At 57.2% G+C, this 22,065-nt stretch carries 22 protein-coding genes and 1 tRNA gene; 14 read left to right on the forward strand and 9 right to left on the reverse strand.

Translation table 11 applies throughout. The annotated features are described in order from the left end of the window. The first annotated feature begins 167 nt into the window (after nucleotides 1-167). The 9 genes from iscR to ACR0MS_RS06435 all read left to right on the forward strand — a co-directional run bounded on the left by iscR (nucleotide 168) and on the right by ACR0MS_RS06435 (nucleotide 7,805). A complete protein-coding gene (iscR, locus tag ACR0MS_RS06395; RefSeq protein ID WP_480570772.1) occupies nucleotides 168-626 on the forward strand; it encodes a Fe-S cluster assembly transcriptional regulator IscR in 459 nt (152 codons plus the stop codon). Nucleotides 627-686: 60 nt separating this feature from the next. After that, a complete protein-coding gene (locus ACR0MS_RS06400; RefSeq protein ID WP_480570775.1) occupies nucleotides 687-1,730 on the forward strand; it encodes a cysteine desulfurase family protein in 1,044 nt (347 codons plus the stop codon). Between the two features lie 18 nt (nucleotides 1,731-1,748). Further along, on the forward strand, nucleotides 1,749-3,269 hold the full coding sequence (gene sufB / locus ACR0MS_RS06405) for a Fe-S cluster assembly protein SufB (protein ID WP_170413089.1): 1,521 nt from the start codon (nucleotides 1,749-1,751) through the stop codon (nucleotides 3,267-3,269). A gap of 75 nt (nucleotides 3,270-3,344) precedes the next feature. Further along, a complete protein-coding gene (gene sufC / locus ACR0MS_RS06410; protein WP_480570778.1) occupies nucleotides 3,345-4,100 on the forward strand; it encodes a Fe-S cluster assembly ATPase SufC in 756 nt (251 codons plus the stop codon). Next, on the forward strand, nucleotides 4,100-5,380 hold the full coding sequence (gene sufD / locus ACR0MS_RS06415) for a Fe-S cluster assembly protein SufD (protein WP_480570781.1): 1,281 nt from the start codon (nucleotides 4,100-4,102) through the stop codon (nucleotides 5,378-5,380). The genes sufC and sufD overlap by 1 nt, the downstream gene beginning before the upstream one ends. Further along, the gene (locus tag ACR0MS_RS06420; protein WP_480570783.1) at nucleotides 5,380-5,865 is read left to right on the forward strand and encodes a YIP1 family protein; all 486 of its coding nucleotides are present in this window, start codon (nucleotides 5,380-5,382) and stop codon (nucleotides 5,863-5,865) included. The genes sufD and ACR0MS_RS06420 overlap by 1 nt, the downstream gene beginning before the upstream one ends. Beyond that, nucleotides 5,862-6,428, forward strand: coding sequence for a Yip1 family protein (locus ACR0MS_RS06425; RefSeq protein WP_480570786.1), 567 nt, complete (start codon nucleotides 5,862-5,864; stop codon nucleotides 6,426-6,428). Before ACR0MS_RS06420 ends, ACR0MS_RS06425 begins: the two co-directional genes overlap by 4 nt. Before the next feature lie 13 nt (nucleotides 6,429-6,441). Then, nucleotides 6,442-7,662 carry a cysteine desulfurase gene (locus ACR0MS_RS06430; RefSeq protein WP_480570789.1) on the forward strand — a complete coding sequence of 407 codons (1,221 nt, stop codon included), beginning with the start codon at nucleotides 6,442-6,444 and terminating at the stop codon, nucleotides 7,660-7,662. 66 nt (nucleotides 7,663-7,728) lie between these two features. After that, nucleotides 7,729-7,805 (forward strand) — tRNA-Arg (locus tag ACR0MS_RS06435). Between the two features lie 140 nt (nucleotides 7,806-7,945). Here ACR0MS_RS06435 and mepK read toward each other — a convergent pair. Beyond that, nucleotides 7,946-8,515: a peptidoglycan L,D-endopeptidase MepK gene (gene mepK, locus ACR0MS_RS06440; RefSeq protein ID WP_480570792.1), complete on the reverse strand. Its 570-nt coding sequence runs from the start codon at nucleotides 8,513-8,515 to the stop codon at nucleotides 7,946-7,948. A 356-nt stretch (nucleotides 8,516-8,871) separates the two neighbouring features. Between mepK and ACR0MS_RS06445 the strand changes: the two genes are divergently transcribed. The 4 genes from ACR0MS_RS06445 to ACR0MS_RS06460 are packed head-to-tail and all read left to right on the forward strand — an operon-like array spanning nucleotide 8,872 to nucleotide 13,108. Next, nucleotides 8,872-10,473 (forward strand): L,D-transpeptidase family protein, encoded by a 1,602-nt coding sequence (locus tag ACR0MS_RS06445; RefSeq protein WP_480570795.1) that lies wholly within the window; start codon nucleotides 8,872-8,874, stop codon nucleotides 10,471-10,473. A 35-nt stretch (nucleotides 10,474-10,508) separates the two neighbouring features. Continuing rightward, entirely contained in the window at nucleotides 10,509-11,600 is a 1,092-nt protein-coding gene (gene lpxD / locus ACR0MS_RS06450) for a UDP-3-O-(3-hydroxymyristoyl)glucosamine N-acyltransferase (protein ID WP_480570798.1), read from the forward strand. Between the two features lie 32 nt (nucleotides 11,601-11,632). Continuing rightward, nucleotides 11,633-11,890 (forward strand): acyl carrier protein, encoded by a 258-nt coding sequence (locus ACR0MS_RS06455; RefSeq protein ID WP_170741578.1) that lies wholly within the window; start codon nucleotides 11,633-11,635, stop codon nucleotides 11,888-11,890. A 9-nt stretch (nucleotides 11,891-11,899) separates the two neighbouring features. Further along, entirely contained in the window at nucleotides 11,900-13,108 is a 1,209-nt protein-coding gene (locus tag ACR0MS_RS06460) for a beta-ketoacyl-[acyl-carrier-protein] synthase family protein (RefSeq protein ID WP_480570801.1), read from the forward strand. 55 nt (nucleotides 13,109-13,163) lie between these two features. Here ACR0MS_RS06460 and ACR0MS_RS06465 read toward each other — a convergent pair whose 3' ends face one another. Further along, complete coding sequence (locus tag ACR0MS_RS06465) at nucleotides 13,164-13,757, reverse strand: invasion associated locus B family protein (protein WP_480570804.1); 594 nt, start codon at nucleotides 13,755-13,757, stop codon at nucleotides 13,164-13,166. Nucleotides 13,758-14,193: 436 nt separating this feature from the next. On the opposite strand from ACR0MS_RS06465, the gene ACR0MS_RS06470 reads away from it, so the two are divergent. Then, nucleotides 14,194-15,735: a helicase HerA-like domain-containing protein gene (locus ACR0MS_RS06470; RefSeq protein ID WP_480570807.1), complete on the forward strand. Its 1,542-nt coding sequence runs from the start codon at nucleotides 14,194-14,196 to the stop codon at nucleotides 15,733-15,735. A gap of 45 nt (nucleotides 15,736-15,780) precedes the next feature. Here the strand turns inward: ACR0MS_RS06470 and ACR0MS_RS06475 are convergent, their stop codons facing one another. The 7 genes from ACR0MS_RS06475 to ACR0MS_RS06505 form a co-directional block, all read right to left on the reverse strand. Then, nucleotides 15,781-16,032 carry a hypothetical protein gene (locus tag ACR0MS_RS06475; RefSeq protein ID WP_480570809.1) on the reverse strand — a complete coding sequence of 84 codons (252 nt, stop codon included), beginning with the start codon at nucleotides 16,030-16,032 and terminating at the stop codon, nucleotides 15,781-15,783. 161 nt (nucleotides 16,033-16,193) lie between these two features. Beyond that, nucleotides 16,194-17,507 (reverse strand): branched-chain amino acid ABC transporter permease, encoded by a 1,314-nt coding sequence (locus ACR0MS_RS06480; RefSeq protein ID WP_480570812.1) that lies wholly within the window; start codon nucleotides 17,505-17,507, stop codon nucleotides 16,194-16,196. After that, on the reverse strand, nucleotides 17,504-18,514 hold the full coding sequence (locus ACR0MS_RS06485; RefSeq protein ID WP_480570815.1) for a branched-chain amino acid ABC transporter permease: 1,011 nt from the start codon (nucleotides 18,512-18,514) through the stop codon (nucleotides 17,504-17,506). The genes ACR0MS_RS06480 and ACR0MS_RS06485 overlap by 4 nt, the downstream gene beginning before the upstream one ends. Further along, nucleotides 18,514-18,939 (reverse strand): hypothetical protein, encoded by a 426-nt coding sequence (locus ACR0MS_RS06490; protein WP_480570818.1) that lies wholly within the window; start codon nucleotides 18,937-18,939, stop codon nucleotides 18,514-18,516. Before ACR0MS_RS06490 ends, ACR0MS_RS06485 begins: the two co-directional genes overlap by 1 nt. Nucleotides 18,940-18,977: 38 nt before the next feature. After that, complete coding sequence (locus ACR0MS_RS06495) at nucleotides 18,978-19,820, reverse strand: ABC transporter ATP-binding protein (RefSeq protein ID WP_480570821.1); 843 nt, start codon at nucleotides 19,818-19,820, stop codon at nucleotides 18,978-18,980. Then, entirely contained in the window at nucleotides 19,817-20,605 is a 789-nt protein-coding gene (locus ACR0MS_RS06500) for an ABC transporter ATP-binding protein (protein ID WP_170769769.1), read from the reverse strand. Before ACR0MS_RS06500 ends, ACR0MS_RS06495 begins: the two co-directional genes overlap by 4 nt. Before the next feature lie 127 nt (nucleotides 20,606-20,732). Further along, complete coding sequence (locus ACR0MS_RS06505; protein ID WP_480570824.1) at nucleotides 20,733-21,914, reverse strand: ABC transporter substrate-binding protein; 1,182 nt, start codon at nucleotides 21,912-21,914, stop codon at nucleotides 20,733-20,735. Nucleotides 21,915-22,065 lie beyond the last annotated feature (151 nt).

Consider the following 22,065-nt stretch of genomic DNA (forward strand, 5'->3'; position numbering starts at 1 on the left):
TCCTGTCTTTTTCTTCTGGGTGCCTGTCTATACTTGACTGTTATCGTCAGGCACCTTAGAACGGTTCTAATTGTAATGCTGCGCGCATTGGCGCTGTCAGTCGGAGATACGCACTGGCAGCGGCGGCGTCAATGTTTTCGCGCGTTGTCAGCCAAGAGGGAAAGAAAATGAAGCTGTCGACCAAAGGTCGTTATGCGATGGTCGCCTTGGCTGATATCGCACTTCAACCGTCCGACGGGCTGGTGACTCTGGGTGAAATCTCGGAAAGACAGGACATTTCCTTGGCTTACCTCGAGCAATTGTTCGTCAAGCTGCGTCGCGCTGATCTGGTATCCTCGGTCAGGGGACCGGGCGGAGGTTATCGGCTGGCCCGACCCGCTTCGGAAATCCGGGTTGTCGAAGTTCTGGCGGCGGTCGATGAGACGGTGGACGCGCTGCAAAAAGGCGCAGGCGCTTCGGGCGGATCGTCTGGCAGCCGTGCGCAATCCTTGACCAACAGGCTGTGGGAAGGCCTGAGCGCGCATGTTTATGTCTTTCTGCATCAAACCCGTCTTTCCGACGTCATCAAGAACGATCTGGCCCCTTGCCCGGCGGTTCCAAGCCTGTTTGCGGTCGTGGACGATTGAAATGATCAACTGCGTTTCCGGGACAGTCAGTCGAAACGATGAGCCCAAAAAGGTGCATCCATGAGTCGCGTTTATCTGGATCATAACGCGACGGCCCCTCTGCGACCTGAAGCACGCGAAGCGATGCTGGCCGCGATGGATGTATGCGGAAACCCATCTTCAGTCCATGCGGAAGGGCGCGCAGCCAAGGCGCTGATTGAAAAGGCACGCGCCCAGATCGCGTCGGCGTTTGGTGCGGATGGCGCAGATATCGTTTTTACGTCGGGGTCGACCGAGGGCGCGGCACTTGCTTTGGAAGGGCGTGGTTTGCACGGGGCCGGGATTGAGCATGATGCGGTCCGGGCCTGGATAAACGAAGACCTGACGGTTTCCGATGCAGGCTTAGTTGAAGTGCCTGAGCCGCAAAATTCGACCTTGCAACTGGCAAATTCTGAGACGGGGATCATACAGTCCTTGCCTGCGGGTCTGGCGGTGACGGATGCAACGCAGGCGTTTGGAAAACTGCCGGTGGCGTTCAACTGGCTGGACGTTCAAATGGCGTTGATCTCGGCCCATAAACTGGGCGGCCCCAAAGGTGTTGGCGCAGTTGTGATGAAGCGCGGAACCGATCTGGCCGCTCGGATAAAAGGCGGCGGGCAGGAAATGGGGCGGCGATCCGGCACCGAAAATGTCATTGGAATAGCGGGGTTCGGGGCAGCGGCTGAGGCAGCGGCGCGGGATCTGGCCAATGGGGTTTGGGCGCAGGTAGAAGAATTTAGAAATATTCTAGAAAAGGCTCTTGAGGCTGGTTCTGAATCTACTATTTTTGTCGGGAAAGGTCAGGATCGCCTGCCGAACACGCTGTGTTTTGCCACCCCGGGCTGGAAAGGCGAGACACAGGTCATGCAGATGGACTTATCAGGTTTTGCGGTCAGCGCTGGCTCGGCCTGCTCCAGCGGCAAGGTACGGGCAAGCGCGGTTTTGACCGCAATGGGTTTTGATGAGGGGCTGGCATCCGGCGCTGTGCGGGTGTCGCTTGGACCTCAGACAACAGAAGACGATGTGTTGCGTTTCGCGGAAACGTGGCTGGAAAAAGAGAAAAAGCATCGCGCGCGCGCCGCGTGATCTGACGGAGGGTAACTTATGGCCGCTTTGGACCAGACCCAGGTAAAAGAGGGTGTCGATCAGGAAACCGTTGATGCGGTACGCGAGGTCGGAACCTACAAATACGGTTGGGATACCGATATCGAGATGGAATACGCGCCCAAGGGCGTGAACCCGGATATCGTCCGTCTGATCTCGGAAAAGAACGAAGAGCCCGAGTGGATGACCGAATGGCGTCTGGCCGCGTTCGAGCGCTGGACCCAGATTGAAGAGCCGAACTGGGCGATGGTCAACTATCCCAAGATCGACTTTCAGGACCAGTATTACTATGCCCGGCCCAAGTCGATGGAAGAAAAGCCCAAGTCGCTGGACGAGGTCGATCCCAAGCTGTTGGCCACTTATGAAAAGCTGGGCATTCCGCTGAAAGAACAGATGATCCTGGCAGGTGTCGAGGGGGCCGAAGATGCGCCCGCCGAGGGCCGCAAGGTCGCAGTGGACGCCGTATTTGACTCGGTCTCTGTTGGCACGACGTTTCAAGCCGAATTGAAGAAGGCCGGTGTGATCTTCTGCTCAATTTCCGAGGCGATCCGCGAACATCCCGAGCTGGTCAAGAAATACCTTGGGTCGGTGGTTCCGGTCTCGGACAACTTCTATGCCACGCTGAACTCGGCCGTTTTCTCGGATGGGTCGTTCGTCTACATCCCGCCGGGTGTGCGCTGCCCGATGGAACTGAGCACCTATTTCCGCATCAACGCGGAAAACACTGGCCAATTCGAACGCACACTGATCATCGCCGATAAGGGCTCATACGTGTCTTACCTTGAGGGTTGCACAGCGCCGCAGCGCGATACCGCGCAGCTGCATGCTGCTGTGGTTGAGATCATCATCGAGGAAGATGCCGAGGTGAAATACTCGACCGTTCAGAACTGGTTCCCCGGCGATGAGAACGGCAAGGGCGGTATCTATAACTTCGTGACCAAACGCGCCGATTGCCGGGGGGATCGCTCCAAGGTGATGTGGACGCAGGTCGAAACCGGCTCGGCCGTGACATGGAAATACCCGTCCTGCATCCTGCGCGGCGAGGAAAGCCAGGGTGAGTTCTATTCGATCGCGATCACGAACAACTATCAACAGGCCGATACCGGCACCAAGATGGTTCACCTTGGCAAGAACACCAAGTCGCGGATCGTGTCCAAGGGCATCAGCGCGGGTAAAGCGCAGAATACCTATCGTGGGCTCGTCTCGATGCATCCCAAGGCCAAGAACAGCCGCAACTACACCCAGTGTGACAGCCTGCTGATTGGCGACAAATGCGGGGCACATACCGTGCCGTATATCGAGGTCAAGAATAACTCGAGCCGTGTTGAGCATGAGGCGACGACGTCGAAGGTGGATGACGATCAGCTATTCTACTGCCGTCAGCGCGGCATGGACGAGGAAGAAGCCGTGGCGCTGGTCGTCAACGGGTTCTGTAAGGACGTCCTGCAGGCGTTGCCGATGGAGTTTGCCATGGAAGCGCAGCAGCTTGTTGCGATCAGCCTCGAAGGGTCTGTTGGGTAGTCCCGAACTCTCTCATTAGAATTCAGAACATATCGGGGCCGGGTGGTCCCTTGCGATACGCTAAAGGGTCAAAAAATGCTGGAAATCAAAAACCTGCACGTGAAACTCGAGGAAGAAGAAAAGCAAATCCTCAAAGGCGTCGACCTGACCGTCGAAGCAGGAAAAGTGCACGCGATCATGGGGCCGAACGGCTCGGGCAAGTCGACGCTCAGCTATGTGCTGTCGGGCCGCGACGGGTACGAAGTTACCGATGGGTCGGCGACTCTGGACGGTGAGGACTTGCTGGAGATGGAACCGGAAGAACGCGCCGCAGCCGGTGTCTTCTTGGCCTTCCAATATCCGGTTGAAATTCCGGGCGTGGGCAACATGACCTTCCTGCGCACCGCCGTGAACGCGCAGCGCAAGGCGCGCGGCGAGGATGAGCTGTCGGCGGCCGACTTCCTGAAGGTCGTGCGTGAAAAGGCGAAATCGCTGAAGATCGACGCCGATATGCTGAAACGTCCGGTCAATGTCGGCTTCTCGGGCGGTGAGAAAAAGCGTAACGAGATCCTTCAGATGGCGATGCTTGAGCCCAAGATGTGCATCCTTGATGAAACGGATTCCGGTCTTGATGTCGATGCGATGAAACTGGTCGCAGAAGGCGTGAACGCGCTGCGGGATGAGGGGCGCGGCTTTCTCGTGATCACGCACTACCAGCGTCTGCTGGACCATATCAAACCGGATGTCGTTCACATCATGGCGGATGGCAAGATCGTCAAAACCGGCGGTCCCGATCTGGCGCTTGAAGTTGAAAACAACGGTTACGCCGACATTCTGGCCGAGGTGAACTGATGGCGCTGCCCGAAGTGAAACAAACCGCAACCGAAGCGCGGTTGGCCAATCTGGTTATGCCCGACGCAGGTTGCACGCGTGCCGCACGCGAAGACGCGTTGGCGCGGGTATTGGAAATGGGTCTGCCTGGTCGCCGTGATGAATATTGGAAATACACACGGCCCGATACGCTGGTCTCGGCCGCGGCTCCGGTTGCCGCCTTGTTCCACCCCGATGAGGCGATGCTGTTCAGCGAGTTTGATCGTCTGAAAATTGTGTTTGTGGACGGTGTGTTCAGCCCTGAAGAGTCGGATGATCTAGAGTTGGAAGGCGTCACGATTGATCGGATCGAAGATATCTGCTGCAAGGACATCCACTGGGCAAAAGAGCTGTATGGTGTTCTGGAAGCACGAGGCCAAACTCCGGTTCAACGCCCGCTTGCTGCGTTGAATACGGCATTTGCGGCAGACGGTATCGCGATCCACGTGACTGGGAAGCCCTCGAAACCGATCAGCTTCATTTATCGGCACGCGTCGGAAACCTCGGATGCGATGCTGCATCATGTCATTCGCGTGGAATCCGGGGCCGAAGTGACCATTCTTGAGAACGGGCCAGCCGCGTCGCGTTTCAACAAATGCATGGAAATCGACATCGCCGATGCGGGTGTTTTACACCATGTGCGCGCGCAGGGTCGCGATCATGAGCGCCGGGCGGCCACTCATATGTTCACCCGCTTGGGTAAGGATTCGGTCTACAAATCCTTTACGCTGACCGTGAACGGAGTGCTGACACGCAATGAGCAAGTGGTCGAACTGACCGGCGATGACGCCGTAGCGCATGTGGCGGGCGCTTGTGTTGGCGATGGGGATTTCCACCACGACGACACGGTGTTTGTCACCCATGACGCGGTGAACTGCGAAAGCCGTCAGGTGTTCAAGAAGGTTCTGCGCAACGGTGCCACCGGCGTTTTCCAGGGCAAGATCCTTGTGAAAGAGGGCGCGCAGAAAACCGACGGGTATCAGATCAGCCAATCGTTGTTGTTGGATGATGATAGCCAGTTTCTCGCCAAGCCAGAGCTTGAGATCTATGCCGATGACGTCGCCTGTTCGCATGGTTCGACTTCGGGCGCGATCGACGAAACGGCCCTGTTCTACCTGCGCTCGCGCGGTGTTCCGGCCAAGGACGCGACCAACATGCTGACGCTGGCGTTTCTGGCCGAGGCGGTGGACGAGATCGAGGACAAAGCATTGGCTGAAGCGATCGTGAGCCGGCTGGAAGGCTGGTTGTCGCGGCATAGCTGATGCCGGTCACCTCCGATATTGTGGCCACGTATCGAGGGCCGGGCCGTGTCGTGCGCCGGCTTCTCGAACTGGGGCAGCGTGAAGATCGCGCGTTGGTCTTTGTCATGGCGTTTTGCGTCGTGGCCTTCATTGCGCAACTGCCCAGCTTGTCCCGGCGCGCGCATCTGGAAGGGCTCGAGCTGAATATGCTCATGGGCGGTGCGCTTTTGGGCACGGTGATTATCCTGCCTCTCTTTTTCTATTTGCTGGCATTCATATCCTATGGCGCAGCGCGTTTGGTTGGCGGTAAGGGGTCTGCCTATGGCGCGCGGGTCGCATTGTTCTGGGCGCTCTTGTCGTCGACGCCATTAGTCTTATTGAATGGCCTCGTCGCAGGCTTCATCGGGCCGGGGCCGACGCTTTCGGTCGTCGGCCTGATATGGGTTGCGGTCTTTCTGTGGTTTTGGATGTCTGGTTTGCGGCAAGCACAAAGGTTTTCGGAATGATTACTGCCTCGCTCAGCCAACTTGCGGTTCTTACCGCAACCAATCCGGCCGAGGCCGCCCGGCGCCTGCTGGCATTGCGTCCCGGGCGCGAGGTTTTGTGGCTGGCCTTTTTCCTGGCGGTTGTGCTGAACGGTCTTGTTCAGGTTGGAATCGACCAGCTTATCGTGGTTCCGCAGGGGCAGGGCGTGTTGGAACCTGAACCGGTGCTGTTGAACCTTGTGCGCTCCGCTGGTGCCATGCTGCTGAGCATCGCGGCCTTCCTGTTCATCGGAAAGCTCATGGGCGGCACGGCTTCGTTTGAAGACATCATGATTCTGTCCGTTTGGCTGCAGTTTCTTCAAATTGTCGCGCTATCGGTGACACTTCTGGTGTCTCTGGTCGTGCCCTTCTTCATGGTCATGTTGATGCTGGCGACGGCGATACTAAGCCTTTACGTCACACTGCATTTCCTGAACGAAGCGCATAAGTTTGGCTCACTCCTCAAATCATTTGGGGTCATTGTGTTGTCAGCTCTGGTCGCTTTGCCCTTTGTCCTCGTGCTGACACCCAGCGGTCCGGTGTAGGAAAGAAAATACCATGTATGATGTGCAGAAAATCCGCTCTGATTTTCCGATCCTGTCCCGTGAGGTGAACGGAAAGCCGTTAACCTATCTGGACAATGGGGCATCGGCGCAGAAACCTCAGGTCGTGATTGATGCGGTGACGCGGGCTTACGCCGAAGAATATTCCAATGTTCATCGCGGTTTGCATTACCTGTCTAATCTGGCGACCGAAAAATACGAATCCGTTCGCGGCACCATCGCGCGGTTCCTTGGCGCGCGTGATGAAAACGAAATCGTTCTGAATTCAGGCACGACCGAGGGAATTAACCTCGTTGCCTATGGCTGGGCGATGCCGCGTCTTGAGGCAGGAGATGAAATCGTCCTGAGTGTCATGGAGCACCACGCCAACATCGTTCCCTGGCACTTCCTGCGCGAGCGGCAGGGCGTTGTCCTGAAATGGGTCGACATTGATCCGGACGGCGGGCTGGACCCGCAGGCGGTGATTGATGCGATTGGCCCCAAGACCAAGCTGGTTGCCGTAACGCAGTGTTCAAATGTTCTTGGAACTGTCGTCGATGTAAAGGCAATCACCGAAGGTGCCCGCGCCAAAGGGGTTCCGGTGCTGGTGGACGGAAGCCAGGGCGCCGTGCACATGCCGGTGGACGTGCAGGATATTGGCTGCGATTTCTATGCGATTACCGGGCATAAGTTGTATGGCCCGTCCGGGTCCGGCGCGATCTACATCAAGTCCGAACGCATGGCCGAGATGCGCCCCTTTATCGGCGGTGGCGACATGATCAAAGAGGTCAGTAAGGATCAGGTGATCTATAACGATCCACCCATGAAGTTCGAGGCCGGTACTCCGGGTATTGTTCAGACCATCGGGCTGGGCGTTGCGCTGGACTACATGATGGATCTGGGCATGGAGAATATTGCCGCGCATGAGGCGGGTCTTCGCGACTATGCGTTCAAGAAACTGGCTGGCCTGAATTGGCTACAGGTTCAGGGTATCCGGCCGGACAAGGCTGCGATCTTTAGTTTCACGCTGGATGGGGCAGGGCATGCGCATGACGTTTCGACCATTCTCGACAAGAAGGGTGTCGCGGTTCGTGCTGGACATCATTGCGCCGGGCCACTGATGGATTTCTTTGGCGTAACGGCAACTTGCCGCGCAAGCTTTGGTCTGTACAACACGACGGATGAAGTCGACACGTTGGTCGACGCACTGGAACTGGCGCATGATTTGTTCGCGTAAATGCGGGCAATTTGGGGGCGATTTGCAGTTGCACCCGGATCGGATCAAGGTTAGCTAACGACCAAGGCACCTGTAGCTCAGCTGGATAGAGCGCTGCCCTCCGAAGGCAGAGGCCAGAGGTTCGAATCCTCTCAGGTGCGCCATTTTCATCTTATGTGTTGATGTCTGAGCGGGTCGCAACACCGTGTTTCTTGGCCTTGTTCGGGCCGAAATACAGATCAGACCTGCTACAAAAACAAAAAGCGCCCGAAGGCGCTCTGTGTTTCGAAGGGGTCGATTGCTGTTACCCGCCCCAGCTACGGATTTCACCGCAATCCATGTGGACGAAATTTGAGCGGGAATATTTGCCAACGCCACCGGCGCGGCAGGACATTGCGGCCTTGGCCATTTGCGAAACCGAACGCGATGACAAGCGCAGGTCAGCCGCCTGACCTTTCATGTGCAAAGAATTCTTGGCAACGCGACGCGACCTGGACCGCAACATCGCGTTCGTCTGCGGCGAGCGGTAACCCGACAGCAGCATATAAGGTTCGTCAACATCCAGAAGATTGTGAGAGGCGGCCATAATGTCGATGGTACGCAGGTCCATGGACTTCACCTGATCGGTCCGCCAATCGCGCATGAAGTGGTTCACTTCCTTGACGGCATCCTTGATGTACTTGCCGTCCACCCAATAGATCATGTCGATCCGTTCACCGGTGCGACCCGAATACATGCGGATACGGCGAATGTCGCCACCGCCGCGGAGAAACCCTGCTGCATTGGAATAAGTCGGTGCCGCGACAACTGCCGTAGCTGCAAATGCGCCCAATAGGGCACGCCGGGTCAAGCCCGAAGTACTGCTCGTAGTCATTATAGTTTCGTCCCGTACTGTTCCTGCCTGCACACGATGTTACGTGCGCGTTCTTAATTTTTTCCCATCCCAGATGCGGAATTTATGGCACAGTCGCGAAACTCCGCCAAGAAGTCTTTCATATTCATCTTTTCAAGGGGGAATTTTCGGCAGTTTTTTGCGCAGATGATGCAATTCGGTATAGTCTTTAAGCAGATGGGTCATGTCGGGACCGTGACGATGCAAACGCGCATCACGGTCAAAAAGAAGACTTGAAGTGATGCATTTGTGAATGGACAAGCGGTCTGGCCGACAACCATATTTGTTCGACGCGAACTGAAAAAGCGTCCAAGTTATTGAATAATCAGGGTCATCCCATGCGAGCATTCTTTCGTGCGCCATCTGGTCTTGTTTTCGCAGCCTGCTTTGCGGCGTCTGCGGCGTTGGCGAATACCGAATCCAAACCTGCGACCGCCTTTCAGATGGCCGTTGCCGAATTTCTTCCCTCTGGCTCTGGCATGTCCGAGTTTTATCGCTCCAACGGGTTTTCCCCGGTTTGGGTTGGCGATACGCCCGCACATCAAGCGCGCAGGTCTGGTCTGATCCGGGCCCTGTCCAGCGTTGGTATGCATGGGCTGCCGGAAGGCGCTTACGACGTGCAGGGGCTTCTGACCCAGATGCAGGACGCGAAAACCCAGCGCGATCTTGGCGCGGTCGAAATGTCGTTGAGCCGTGCTTTCGTCGCTTATGCCAACGACATGTATTCGGGTGCGTTAAAGCCGTCGACGATCGACGACGGGCTGGTGCGTAAGGTTGAACGCCGGACCGCCGCCGAGCATCTGCAAGGCCTGTTGGACCACGACGCCGCCTATTTTGATCTGCTTACACCGCAAAACGCGCAGTATCGCGCGCTGATGAAGCAAAAGATCGCGCTTGAAAACCTTATTGAGCAAGGCGGCTGGGGGGCAGGTGTTCCCTCGGACAAGCTGGAATATGGCGATACAGGGCCGAATGTAATTAAGCTGCGTAATCGCCTGATTGCCATGGGTTATTTGAAATCCACGGCAAGCCCGAAATTCGATGACGCGTTGCTGGACGCGGTAAAAAGGTTTCAGACGGATCATGGTCTTGCTGCGGATGGCGTTGCCGGTCAGGGAACAATCTCAGAACTGAACCGGACTGCGTCTGACCGCCTGAAGTCCGTATATGTGGCGCTGGAGCGTGAACGCTGGTTGCCGAAAGAGCGGGGTGAGCGGCATATTCTGGTCAATCAGGCGGATTTTTCCGCGAAGATCGTTGATGACGGGCTGGTCTCATTCGAAACCCGGACGGTGATCGGCAAAAACACGCATGATCGACGCAGCCCCGAGTTTTCGGACGAAATGGAGCACATGGTCATCAACCCCAGTTGGTACGTGCCGCGTTCGATTATCACCAAGGAATATCTGCCTCAGCTACAATCGAATCCAAATGCCGTCGGGCACATCCAGATCACTGACCGTAGTGGTCGGCAGGTGAACCGAGGGGCCGTCGACTTTACCCAGTTCGACGCCCGCAACTTCCCGTTTGCCATGCGCCAGCCGCCCAGCCAAAGCAATGCTTTGGGGTTGGTGAAGTTCATGTTCCCCAATCAATACAACATCTATCTGCATGATACGCCTCAGAAATCTCTGTTCGCGCGTGAGGTACGGGCATTCTCGCACGGATGTATTCGTCTGGCCCAACCATTCGAATTTGCCTATGCGTTGCTGGCCAAACAGGAAGAAGATCCCAAGGCGTTTTTCCACCGCATTCTTTCCACCGGAAGAGAGACCACGGTCCCGTTGGAGCAACATGTGCCGGTTCATCTAATCTATCGCACCGCCTATATCGGGCCGAAGGGTGAGGTGCAGTATCGGAGGGACGTCTATGATCGCGACCGGAAAGTCTGGGAAGCGTTGCAGAAAGCAGGGGTAGCCCTGCCGGACGTTCAGGGGTAATCACCGGGTTAAGTCCTAGTTCCGGGAATCCCGACATGCAGTATACAGTTCTACAAATCGCCGAAGCCCTGGGTGCTGAATATCAGGGCGATGGTGAGCTGGCTATTGAGCACGCAGCCGAACCCGGTGACGCGGGGCCTTTGGATTTGGCGATGGCGATGTCTCCCAAATATGCCGAGGCTCTCAGTACGGGGTCTGCGCAGGTGGCGGTTCTTTGGGAAGGGGCCGATTGGCAGGCGTTGGGGCTGAAGGCCGCAATTTTCGTTGCTCGTCCCAGAATGGCCATGGCCGGGATTACCTCGATGCTTGATCCGGGGCAGGGTGTTGCGCCCGGCATTCACCCCTCAGCCGTGGTTGATCCTACAGCGGAACTGGCCGAGGACGTTTCGATTGCTCCCTTGGCGGTGATCGGCGCGCGCGCAAAGATCGGCAAAGGGGCCGTGATCGGCGCGCATTGTGTGATCGGTATGGATGCCGTCTTGGGCGAAAACGCGGTTCTGCGCGAAATGGTCAGCATCGGTGCCCGGGCCCAAATCGGCCATCGTTTCATTGCGCAGCCGGGTGCGCGGATTGGCGGCGACGGGTTCAGCTTTGTGACCCCCGAAGTGTCCGGTGTTGAAAACGTGCGCAAAACGATGGGCGACCAAGGCGATGCGCGGGCGCAAAGCTGGTTGCGTATCCATTCGCTTGGCGCGGTTGAAATCGGGGACGATGTCGAGGTCGGTGCAAATTGCACGGTCGATAATGGCACGATCCGAAACACGTATATCGGTGATGGCTCGAAATTGGATAACCTCGTGCATGTCGGCCACAACACGCGTGTTGGCAAAGATTGCCTTCTGTGCGGACAAACAGGTGTGTCGGGTTCGGTCGAGATCGGAAATAACGTGGTTTTGGGCGGTCAAACCGGCGTCGTCGACAATATTTTTATCGGCAATGGTGTGATCGCAGGCGGTGGTACAAAAATCCTGTCCAATGTCCCGGCTGGGCGTGTGATCATGGGGTATCCGGGCGTCAAAATGGAAACGCATACGGACATGTACAAAGCCCAGCGTCGCCTTCCGCGCATGGCGCGTGACGTAGAGGCGCTCAAAAAGGCTGTTTTCAAACAGGCTCCGAGCGATTAAATCACCCTCAACGGGATTATCAGAGGTTCGACATGAGCATCACCGACCGCGTCATCGCCATCATCGCTGAGCAGGCTGTGTTGGAACCTTCGGATGTGACGCCCGAAAGTACGCTCGAGGATCTTGGAATCGACAGCCTTGGGCTGGTGGAAAGCATTTTCGCCATCGAGGAAGAGTTCGATATCACGGTCCCGTTCAATGCCAACGAACCCACGGCAAGTGACTTTGACATCTCGAATGTGGCTGCGATCATTGCAGGGATCGAAAAACTTGTGTCGGAAAAGGTCTGACACAAGATCATGAAACGCGTTGTCATTACCGGGGCCGGAACGATCAACTCGCTGGGCCATTCCGTACCCGCCACACTCGAAGCAATGCGTGAAGGCCGCTGCGGGATTTCCGAGCTGGAATTCCGCGACGTTGAGAGGCTGGCCATAAAGATCGGTGGTCAGGTGCGGGGGTTCGAGGCCGAAGGCCGGTTCAACCGGCAGCAAATGACTCTGTACGATCGGTTCACGCAGTTCACGCTGACGGCCGCTAAGGAAGCAATCGAACAATCCGGTATTGAGTTTCACGGTGATCTCGCCGCACGGTCTGGTGTCGTGCTGGGCACGGCCGGAGGGGGCGTTTCGACCTGGGACGACAACTATCGCTCTGTCTACGAGGATGGAAAGAACCGGGTTCACCCGTTCGTCGTGCCCAAGCTGATGAATAATGCCGCCGCCAGCCATGTGTCGATGGAGCATAACCTCAAGGGGCCGAGCTTTACTGTTTCAACGGCCTGTGCCTCTTCGAACCACGCAATGGCGCTGGCGTTTCAGATGGTGCGCAGTGGCGCTGCGCCGACAATGCTGACCGGTGGGTCGGAATCCATGCTGTGCTTTGGCGGTGTCAAAGCGTGGGAGGGGTTGCGCGTCATGTCCAAGGACGCTTGCCGCCCATTCAGTGCGAACCGGAATGGAATGGTTCAGGGCGAAGGCGCTGGTGTTTTTGTGTTCGAGGAATATGAACACGCGCGCGCCCGTGGCGCAGATATATTGTGCGAAGTCGTCGGGTTCGCGATGTCGTCGGATGCATCGGATATCGTGATGCCCAGCAAACAGGGTGCTGCGCGGGCCATGTCGGGCGCGTTGGCCGATGCGGGGCTGAACGCGGATCAGGTCGGCTATATCAACGCGCATGGCACCGGGACGGCGGCAAACGACAAAACCGAATGCGCTGCGGTTGCCGATGTCTTTGGACCGCATGCGGACGAGCTGATGATCTCGTCTACAAAGTCGATGCACGGACACCTGATTGGTGGAACCGGAGCAGTGGAGCTCCTGGCCTGTATCATGGCTTTGCGTGACGGGGTGATCGCGCCGACCATCGGTTACGAAGAGCCTGATCCCGAATGCGCCTTGGACGTGGTACCAAACGACGCGCGCGACGCCAAAGTAAAAGTGGCGCTTAGCAATGCGTTTGCGTTCGGCGGCCTGAATGCGGTCTTGGCGCTGAAACAGGTCTAAGCCCTGAGCGAATAAGAAAGGCGACTGTTTCGCCAGCCGCCTTTACCAGTCGTTCTTAGTTTTGCTGTGCGGTCAGGCTGTCAAACCCCGACGTGAATCCCGCAAGCGACATGTCCATGGACAGAACCTGATCCGGGAAACGGGCCGGCACCAGCGACAGAACTGCTTTGCTGCCTGCTTTCATTGCGTCGACATCGGCTTGGCTCAACCCCAGTTGGGCAACGCAGCCGACGGGAACGCAGTGGTGATAATTATAAAGTTTGCGCGGCGCACCGTCGATAGACAGGGCCAACTGCGCCTGAAGCAGAGTCTCAAGGGGAACAATCACACTGGCCCATGCAACGGCCGCACCGCCAGCGGGCAGTTTGCCAATGGTGACTTCGGCGATGGGTTCACCCTGCTGACCGTTCAGAATCTGGACCAGAGCACAGGGATCATTGCCTTCCTCAGCTTTGATGCAGGACACCTCCCAATCGCCTGATTTTTCCTTGATGAACTGTTCACCGACACGTGGCCCGGACTGACCAAGATCAAGGCCGCTGTCTGCCTGTGCCGGTTGCGATTCGCCGGATTGGGTTTCCTGGGCTGCAACCGCGCCGGACAGAAGCACAGCGCCAACAATGTTGAGTGAGAGAAGTTTCTTGAGCATGAACGCCTCGGCAGATTGGTTAAGCTTTTTGCCCGGTCTAACATCCTTGCAGCAGGGTGTCAGGCATTAAGCTTTCAAAATGAAGGGATGTGATCGGAATCTTGCCGGTTTGTCGCGCTTTTGCGGGGCTATTTCCAACGAAGAAGGGAGCCGGTGGAGCGGCTCCCTTCGATAGAATTTTCTCCCCGTCGGACTGGCCGACTTAGTTATGCGCAGACGTTACGAGAGGGGAGCGCATCGGTCAACTGCAAACCTGAAAATTTAATGACATAGGCGGCATTCTTAAAAAAAGCCGCGCTCGAAAGCGCGGCCAGTCGACAGGGAGGAAGATTGTTGCCTCGCATCTCTCACCGCGAAGACAACGAATAGACTATCGCAGTTAAATGTTAAATTTGTATGCTGGCCCCAGATCGGTGGATATTGGGACCCTAATCATATGGAAAATGGCGTTTTTTTAGGTGGCGCGGGTGATGACTATGGTCAGCCTCAATCGTTGACGTTGAAATACGCCAATCGGCATGGGCTGATCGCCGGTGCGACGGGAACCGGCAAAACGGTGACCTTGCAAATTCTTGCCGAGGGGTTCTCGCAGGCCGGTGTTCCGGTGTTTTTGTCGGACGTAAAGGGCGATCTGTCGGGCTTGGCCAAGGCGGGCAGTGAGGCGCATAAACTGCATAAACCTTTTCACGAGCGCGCCGAGAGAATTGGTTTCACCGACTATTCTTACGCGGCGTGTCCTGTGGCCTTCTGGGATTTGTTCGGAAAACAAGGGCACCCGGTCCGCACAACCGTGACAGAGATGGGGCCGCTTCTTTTGTCCCGTCTGATGGACTTGAGCGAGGCGCAGGAAGGGATTCTGAACATCGCCTTTCGCGTGGCGGACGAAGAGGGGATGCCGCTGCTGGACCTCAAGGATTTGCAATCGCTGCTGGTCTGGATCGGTGAAAACCGTACGCAGTTGTCTTTGCGCTTTGGCAATGTCTCAACGGCGTCGATAGGTGCCATTCAGCGGCGTCTGCTGGTTCTTGAAAATCAGGGGGGGACCAATCTGTTTGGTGAGCCTGCTTTGGAACTTGCCGATCTGATGCGTGTCGACGAAAACGGACAGGGTGTCGTGAACATTCTTGCCTCTGACAAGCTGATGGGCGCTCCGCGTCTTTATGCGACGTTCCTTTTGTGGCTGCTCAGTGAGCTGTTTGAGGAACTGCCAGAGGTCGGCGATCCGGATAAGCCAAAGCTGGTGTTCTTCTTTGACGAGGCCCACCTGCTGTTTGAGGACGCCCCCAAGGTTCTTGTGGACAAGGTCGAACAGGTCGCGCGCCTGATCCGTTCGAAGGGGGTAGGCGTTTATTTCATTTCGCAGAACCCTGCAGATATCCCAGAAGATATCCTGGGCCAGTTGGGAAACCGGATTCAGCACGCGTTACGTGCTTTTACGGCGCGGGACAGGAAAAACCTGCGCCTAGCAGCCGATACATATCGCGAGAACCCGGCGTTTGATACCGAGGCTGCGATACGCGAAGTCGGCGTGGGCGAGGCCGTAACCTCGATGCTGCAGAAAAAAGGTGTGCCGGGTATTGTCGAACGGACGTTGATCAGGCCACCGGGTTCACAGCTCGGCCCGGTTACAGCGACCGAGCGTCAGGCGGTGATGGATGCGTCTCCGATGAAGGCCAAGTATGACACCCTGCAAGATCGTGAGTCCGCCTACGAGATTTTGAAATCCCGTGCCGAGGCTGCTGCCCAAGCCGCAGCCGAAGCCGAGGAGCAGGAAGAAACCCAATCCGTCGCCGAACGTGAGTTTGCGACCGCGCGCCGCTATTCCGGCAGCCGGGTCGGGCGGTCTTCGTCCCGTGTCACTCGCAAAAAGGATACGTTTGCAACGGCCATGAGTGAGGCTGTCATCAAAGAGCTGAAAGGCACTACCGGGCGCAGAATTGTTCGCGGAATACTCGGTGGGCTGTTCAAAAATAAATAACGGTCGCGCGCTGGACCCGACAGGCCCAGCGCGCAGCTAATCCGCTTAGTTCAGGCGACTCTGGCCTTCCTGCTTACAGTAGGCGTCCGCCTCTGGTACCGACATCTTGTCAGCCGGGAAATCAATGGCGCGATCCCAGATAACACGATCCGGGCGGTAGAGCTGGCAGGTGACTTCACCCTTGGGGGTTTGAACTTTCACCGGTGTGCTTTCCAGGTCTTCGGGGGACGGAATACATCCCGACAAACCTACAACGAGCGGCAGCAAAAGAACTGTTTTGGTGATCAAGGTTTTCATGTGAACTCTTTTCATACTCATCAGGCTGTCCGCCTAATTCAGGGTGAGTGGAAAACCGGCCTGAACTATTGCGGTCATCTATCCTGTAAACAAGCGATGGCGTGAAATCAACAAACCGCGCCAGACACTTGGCGCGGTTTGAATCTTGACCTTGGGTCAGTCTACTTCTCTGGAATCAGTCCTCGCGGGCTGAACCGCAGCACGATCAGCAGGATCAGCCCCATGGTGAACAAACGCATATGAGCGGCGCTTTCAATCAGGTGTGACTTGAGCGCGCTACCATCCGGCATTCCGGCTGTAATCAGGTTCATCATCCACAAGCCAATCGGTTCGACCTGTACCCACAGGAACCAGATCAGGAATGCGCCCAACACTGCACCGAAATTGTTGCCGGACCCGCCGACAATCACCATGACCCAGACAAGGAATGTAAATCGCAGCGGATTGTAGGTGCCCGGCGTCAACTGGCCGTCAAGCGTGGTCATCATTGCGCCAGCAATACCGCAGATGGCCGAGCCCAGTACGAAGATCTGCAAGTGGCGCCGGGTGACGTCCTTGCCCATTGCTTCGGCTGCGACTTCGTTGTCACGAATGGCGCGCATCATCCGACCCCATGGGCTTTTCAACGCCATCTGCGCCATCCAGAGCAAGGCCAGAAGAACAATGGTAAACAGCAGTGAATAGCCCAATTTGACCGAAAGGGTCGAGGCCGTAACCGGATCAAGCCCCAGCCATTCCGCACGGGCGATAAAACCGGGATCGGCCTGCAACTCGACCTCATAGCCCACCACCGGGGAGGGACGCGGGATGCCGTAGACGTTTTTGACGCCACGGGCCAGCCAGTCCTCGTTTTTCATGATGGCGATGATGATCTCGGCAATGCCAAGCGTCGCAATCGCCAGATAGTCCGAGCGCAGGCCCAGCGCGGTTTTCCCGATCAGCCAAGCGGCACCGGCGGCCAGCAGACCGCCCGCAGGCCATGCCAGCAGAACCGGCAGGTTCAAACCGCCGATATTGCCTGCGACTGCGGGGTCAATCGCCTCGACTGCGGCGATGCTGGAATCGAACACCGCGCGATAGATAAAGAACCCGGCGATGAGAATACCGATGATAGACAGGGTTTGCATTCGTCCCTTTGGCATTCGCGTGGCGACAAGCACGGCTGCGACTACTGTCGCGGCCCCCAAAAGCAGGGCCAACAGAATGCCGTATCCCCCGGCCGACCATGCGCCCGGCGTGGGCGGGGTCGAGATCAGCACCACGGCCAGCCCGCCCAGCGCGACAAATCCCATGACGCCCACGTTGAACAGGCCCGCAAAACCCCATTGCAGGTTCACCCCGATGGCCATGATCGCCGAGATCAGACCCATGTTCAGGATCAGAATGGCCGAGTTCCAGCTTTGCGTGAATCCCGTCAGCAGGATCAGAGACCCAACGGCAATGAAAAGCAGCGTGTTTTTGACGGACTCGGTCATACCGCTTTCCCCTTGAACAGGCCCGTGGGCTTAAACAGAAGCACGATCAGCAGGATCACGAAACTGACGGCGAATTTGTAATCTGTGGACAGGAACTGGACGAGGCCCGACGGCTCCAGACCTTCGGGTGCCAGATAGGTCAGCACCTTTTTCCACGCATAGGTGATGGTCACTTCGGAAAAGGCGATGATGAAACCGCCTGCAATGGCCCCTAGTGGATTGCCCAATCCACCCACGATGGCCGAAGCAAAGATCGGTAGCAGAAGCTGGAAATAGACGAAGGGCTTGAAGCTTTTGTCCAGCCCATAGAGCACACCCGCCGTGGTCGCCAGCGCTGCGACGATGATCCATGTGATCATCACCACGCGCTCGGGGTTGATGCCGGACAGCAGTGCCAGATCCTCGTTATCCGAATAAGCCCGCATCGACTTACCAGTGCGGGTCTTATTCAGGAACCAGAACAGCAGCGCCACAGCGACAACGGCCACGATCACCGTGATGCCCTGAGAGGTTTTGATCGCCAGCCCCTCGCGCAGGCCGGTCATCGCCTTGAAGTCACGCGCCGAGACGATGAACCGTTCTCCGTCTGAGAAGCGTTGATCATCCGGTCCGATGATAAAGCGCACGATGCCGTTCATGATGAACATCACGCCCATCGACACGATCACCAGAATGACCGGCTTGGCCTTTTGTTCGCGATAGAACCTGTAGACCAGCCGATCCGTGACCAGCACCAGAACAATACAGCCCAGAATGGCAAAGGGCAGGGCGAGCAGGGCGGTCGGCAGCGGCCCGAAACTAACCCCGGCTGCCTGCAGGCCCCACGTGACCAGAACAGCGATCATCGCACCAAAGGCCATCGTGTCGCCATGGGCAAAGTTCGAGAACCGCAGGATGCCATAGATCAGCGTCACCCCCAAAGCGCCCAACGCCAACTGGCTGCCATAGGCGATTGCGGGAACAAGAACGAAGTTGGAAAGCGCCACGAGCGCGTTGAGGAAGTCCATTATTTGCTTTCACACCCCTGAAACTCTACGAGAAATTCGGAGAGGCTTGAATTTGTAAAGTGTCTTTCAATCCACTCGTAACCGCGCGGAACGTAGGCTAGATGCAACACGCCGCTTTCTATGGATTCCTCATTGCCGCCTCGAAAGTCCACGGCATGGTCATTCGGCAATGAAGCTGAAAAGTCATAGTCTGGTTTTCCGTGAAAACCATCGTCAAGAAGTTCGATCCTTGTATAGTAACCATCGTCTTTTGGCGCGTGTCCTACATAGACGGCTTGTTCGCCGTTTAATACGACCAGCAGGAACCGAAGATCGCGTGATTTGTTTTTGCAAGGCCCGTCCACCTTGCAGACGGATACTGTTCGGCATTCCAGAGTTACAGCATAGTCAATGGCTTCCTCGAACGCAGCAACCGGTCCGGTCAAGAGTGTTGTCAACATTATGGCGCAGATTGACCGCATCCTCACCCCCCCAAGAAACTCTTGCGCACTTCAGGATCGGCCAGCAGTTCCTTGCCCGTGCCGGTATAGGCGTTCCGCCCCTGAACCAGCACATATCCCTTGTCCGCGATCTCCAACGCCTGACGCGCATTCTGTTCGACCATCAGGATCGGCAATCCGGTGCGGGACACCTCGATGATCCGGTCGAACAGCTCATCCATCACGATGGGCGAAACGCCAGCGGTGGGTTCGTCCAGCATCAGCACCTTGGGCTGAGTCATCAGCGCGCGGCCCACGGCGACCTGTTGGCGTTGACCGCCCGATAGCTCTCCGGCCGCCTGGTTGCGCTTGTCGCGCAGGATGGGGAAGAGGTCATAGACCTGCTCCATCGTTCCCGAAATATCGTCGCGGCGGATGAAAGCGCCCATCTCAAGGTTTTCTTCCACCGTCATCGAGGTGAAGATGTTCGAGGTCTGCGGCACAAAGCCCATCCCCTTGATCACCCGATCCTGCGGCGACAGTTTGGTGATGTCTTCGCCGTCCAGTCGAACAGCTCCGGCGCGGACGTCCAACATTCCGAACACGGCCTTCATCGCAGTGGACTTGCCTGCACCGTTGGGGCCGACGATCACCGCAATCTCACCCTTGTCGACCGCGATGGTGCAGTCGTGCAGGATATCCGGCCCTTTGCCGTAACCCCCGGTCATGGTGTCACCGATCAGGAAGGGGCCGCCCTCGACCTTATGCGTCTCACCGCTTTTGGGGTGGGCGGGGGTCATGGTGCCGACACCATGCGTGTTGGTAATCGAGGCGTCCTTGTTGCCCTTGTCGTCGTGATAAGGATTATCGCTCGCGCCAGCGGTCATGTTTGGGCCTCCAGCTTGTCTTTGTTTTTCAGGCCGGTGCCCAGATAGGCCTCGATCACGTGCTCATTGGCCTTGATCTCGTCCAGAGTGCCTTCCGCCAATACCTTGCCTTCGGCCATACAGATGACCGGGTCGCAGATTTTGCCGATGAAATCCATGTCATGCTCGATGACCACGAAGGTATAGCCGCGTTCCTTGTTCAGACGCAGGATCGTGTCGGCAATGGTCATCAGAAGGGTACGATTCACGCCCGCGCCGACCTCGTCCAGAAAGACGATCTTGGCGTCGACCATCATGGTGCGGCCAAGCTCCAGCAGCTTCTTCTGCCCGCCCGAGACCTGACCGGCCTTGTGATCGGCCAGATGTTCGATGGTCAGGAATTCCAGCACCTCATCGGCCTTGGCTTTCAGTGCGCGTTCCTCATCAGCGATGCGCTTGCGGCCGAACCATGTGTTCCACAGCGATTCACCGGATTGAGCGCCGGGCACCATCATCAGGTTTTCGCGGCACGACATCGAGGAAAACTCATGCGCGATCTGGAAGGTGCGCAGCAGGCCCTTATGAAACAACTCATGCGGGGGCAGGCCGGTGATGTCCTCACCATCCATATGAACCTTGCCGCTGGTCGGCGGCAGGACACCTGCGATCACGTTGAACAGAGTGGTTTTTCCGGCCCCGTTCGGCCCGATCAGGCCGGTGATCGAGCCCTTTTGGATTTCCAGCGATGCCCCGTCCACCGCATGAAACCCGCCGAAATGCTTGTGCACGTCTTCGACGACGATCATCTTTTCCCCTAGCCGCCGTTTTCGGCGCTCTTATCACATCCCCGTTTGCCGGGGTGCGGCCTTTTTTCATTGAAACAGCCCGGACACAAGGCCCGGGCTGCTTGTTTTTATGACTATTTGAGTCCGATCAACGGAAGTTGACGGTCTTGTTTTCGCCGTCGGTGACTTCGATCTCACGATACGAACCCGCGCTTTCACCGGGGCCGATCAGTTCAACACCCGATGCGCCGACATAGTCGATGTCCTGACCAGCGGCCAGCAGTTCCAGACCCTTGGCCAGCTCACCAGGATAGATCTTTTCACCCGGGGCGTTGGAGACGTCCATGATTTTGGCGCCATAGTCCGCAGGGTTGGTGGACCCGGCGGCCTGCATTGCCAGCATGAACAGCGCAGCGGCGTCATAGCTTTCAGGCGAATAGGGCGACGAGCCGTCGAAACCCTTAGCTTCGGCCATGGCAAAGTACTTTTCGGCACCTTCACCACCCGAACCGGCGATCTGACCGAACGAGCCGTTCAGGTCGGGGCCGACGTTATTGGGCAGCGAGTCACCGATCATGCCACCGGGCAGACCGAACGTGTCGAACGCACCGCTGTCCAGTGCCGACTGGATGATGCCCAGACCGCCCTGATCCAGATAACCGGCGACTACCAGAATGTCGCCACCGGCCGAGGCCAGCGCGCCCACTTCGGCCGAGTAGTCAGCCTTGCCGTCTTCATGCGCGGCCACGATGGTGACTTCGCCACCCGATGCCTCGAACGAGGACTGGATCGCGTCAGCCAGACCCTTGCCATAGTCGTTGTTGGTGTAGGTCAGCGCGATCGAGCTGATGCCACGGTCATTCAGGATGTCGGCCATCACCTGACCTTCACGCGCGTCCGACGGGGCGGTGCGGAAGAACAGGCCGTTGTCTTCCATGGTCGACAGGCCGGGCGAGGTTGCCGATGGCGAGATCATGACCATGCCGTTCGGGATGGCGACGTTTTGCAGGATCGCACCGGTCACGCCCGAGCAGTCGCCGCCGATGATGCCAGCGACACCGTCTGCGATCATGCGCTCGCCGTTCGAGGTGGCCAGACCGTTGTCGATGCAGCCAGTGTCAGCGCGCGATGCGGACACGGACGAACCGTCCAGCAGTTTTCCGGATTCGGTGACCTCGGCCATTGCCAGTTCAGCGCCCGATCCCATGGCTGGTGCCAGCGATTCAATCGGACCGGTAAAGCCAAAAAGGACGCCCAGCGTCACGTCTTCGGCCATTGCCGCACCGGATAGCAGAGCGGTTGCTGCAGTTGCTGTAAGCAGCTTTTTCATATGGTTACTCCCTATTGTGAACGTATTCGTTCTGGGCACGACCCTAGGCAAGCTGTTCGGAAAAGAAAAGTCCTAACGCAAACGTGTTTTTGCGGCCCATAATCCTATTTGTTTTGTTGCGGTTGTCGCAGTGCCCCCAAAGTGGAGAATC

The organism is Ruegeria sp. CJ2, from assembly GCF_056536745.1.

Coding starts and splice junctions, on each gene's coding strand:
- iscR (WP_480570772.1), top strand. CDS start 168: ATGAAGCTGTCGACCAAAGGTCGTTATGCGATGGTCGCCTTGGCTGAT.
- ACR0MS_RS06400 (WP_480570775.1), top strand. CDS start 687: ATGAGTCGCGTTTATCTGGATCATAACGCGACGGCCCCTCTGCGACCT.
- sufB (WP_170413089.1), top strand. CDS start 1,749: ATGGCCGCTTTGGACCAGACCCAGGTAAAAGAGGGTGTCGATCAGGAA.
- sufC (WP_480570778.1), top strand. CDS start 3,345: ATGCTGGAAATCAAAAACCTGCACGTGAAACTCGAGGAAGAAGAAAAG.
- sufD (WP_480570781.1), top strand. CDS start 4,100: ATGGCGCTGCCCGAAGTGAAACAAACCGCAACCGAAGCGCGGTTGGCC.
- ACR0MS_RS06420 (WP_480570783.1), top strand. CDS start 5,380: ATGCCGGTCACCTCCGATATTGTGGCCACGTATCGAGGGCCGGGCCGT.
- ACR0MS_RS06425 (WP_480570786.1), top strand. CDS start 5,862: ATGATTACTGCCTCGCTCAGCCAACTTGCGGTTCTTACCGCAACCAAT.
- ACR0MS_RS06430 (WP_480570789.1), top strand. CDS start 6,442: ATGTATGATGTGCAGAAAATCCGCTCTGATTTTCCGATCCTGTCCCGT.
- mepK (WP_480570792.1), bottom strand. CDS start 8,515: ATGACTACGAGCAGTACTTCGGGCTTGACCCGGCGTGCCCTATTGGGC.
- ACR0MS_RS06445 (WP_480570795.1), top strand. CDS start 8,872: ATGCGAGCATTCTTTCGTGCGCCATCTGGTCTTGTTTTCGCAGCCTGC.
- lpxD (WP_480570798.1), top strand. CDS start 10,509: ATGCAGTATACAGTTCTACAAATCGCCGAAGCCCTGGGTGCTGAATAT.
- ACR0MS_RS06455 (WP_170741578.1), top strand. CDS start 11,633: ATGAGCATCACCGACCGCGTCATCGCCATCATCGCTGAGCAGGCTGTG.
- ACR0MS_RS06460 (WP_480570801.1), top strand. CDS start 11,900: ATGAAACGCGTTGTCATTACCGGGGCCGGAACGATCAACTCGCTGGGC.
- ACR0MS_RS06465 (WP_480570804.1), bottom strand. CDS start 13,757: ATGCTCAAGAAACTTCTCTCACTCAACATTGTTGGCGCTGTGCTTCTG.
- ACR0MS_RS06470 (WP_480570807.1), top strand. CDS start 14,194: ATGGAAAATGGCGTTTTTTTAGGTGGCGCGGGTGATGACTATGGTCAG.
- ACR0MS_RS06475 (WP_480570809.1), bottom strand. CDS start 16,032: ATGAAAACCTTGATCACCAAAACAGTTCTTTTGCTGCCGCTCGTTGTA.
- ACR0MS_RS06480 (WP_480570812.1), bottom strand. CDS start 17,507: ATGACCGAGTCCGTCAAAAACACGCTGCTTTTCATTGCCGTTGGGTCT.
- ACR0MS_RS06485 (WP_480570815.1), bottom strand. CDS start 18,514: ATGGACTTCCTCAACGCGCTCGTGGCGCTTTCCAACTTCGTTCTTGTT.
- ACR0MS_RS06495 (WP_480570821.1), bottom strand. CDS start 19,820: ATGACCGCTGGCGCGAGCGATAATCCTTATCACGACGACAAGGGCAAC.
- ACR0MS_RS06500 (WP_170769769.1), bottom strand. CDS start 20,605: ATGATCGTCGTCGAAGACGTGCACAAGCATTTCGGCGGGTTTCATGCG.
- ACR0MS_RS06505 (WP_480570824.1), bottom strand. CDS start 21,914: ATGAAAAAGCTGCTTACAGCAACTGCAGCAACCGCTCTGCTATCCGGT.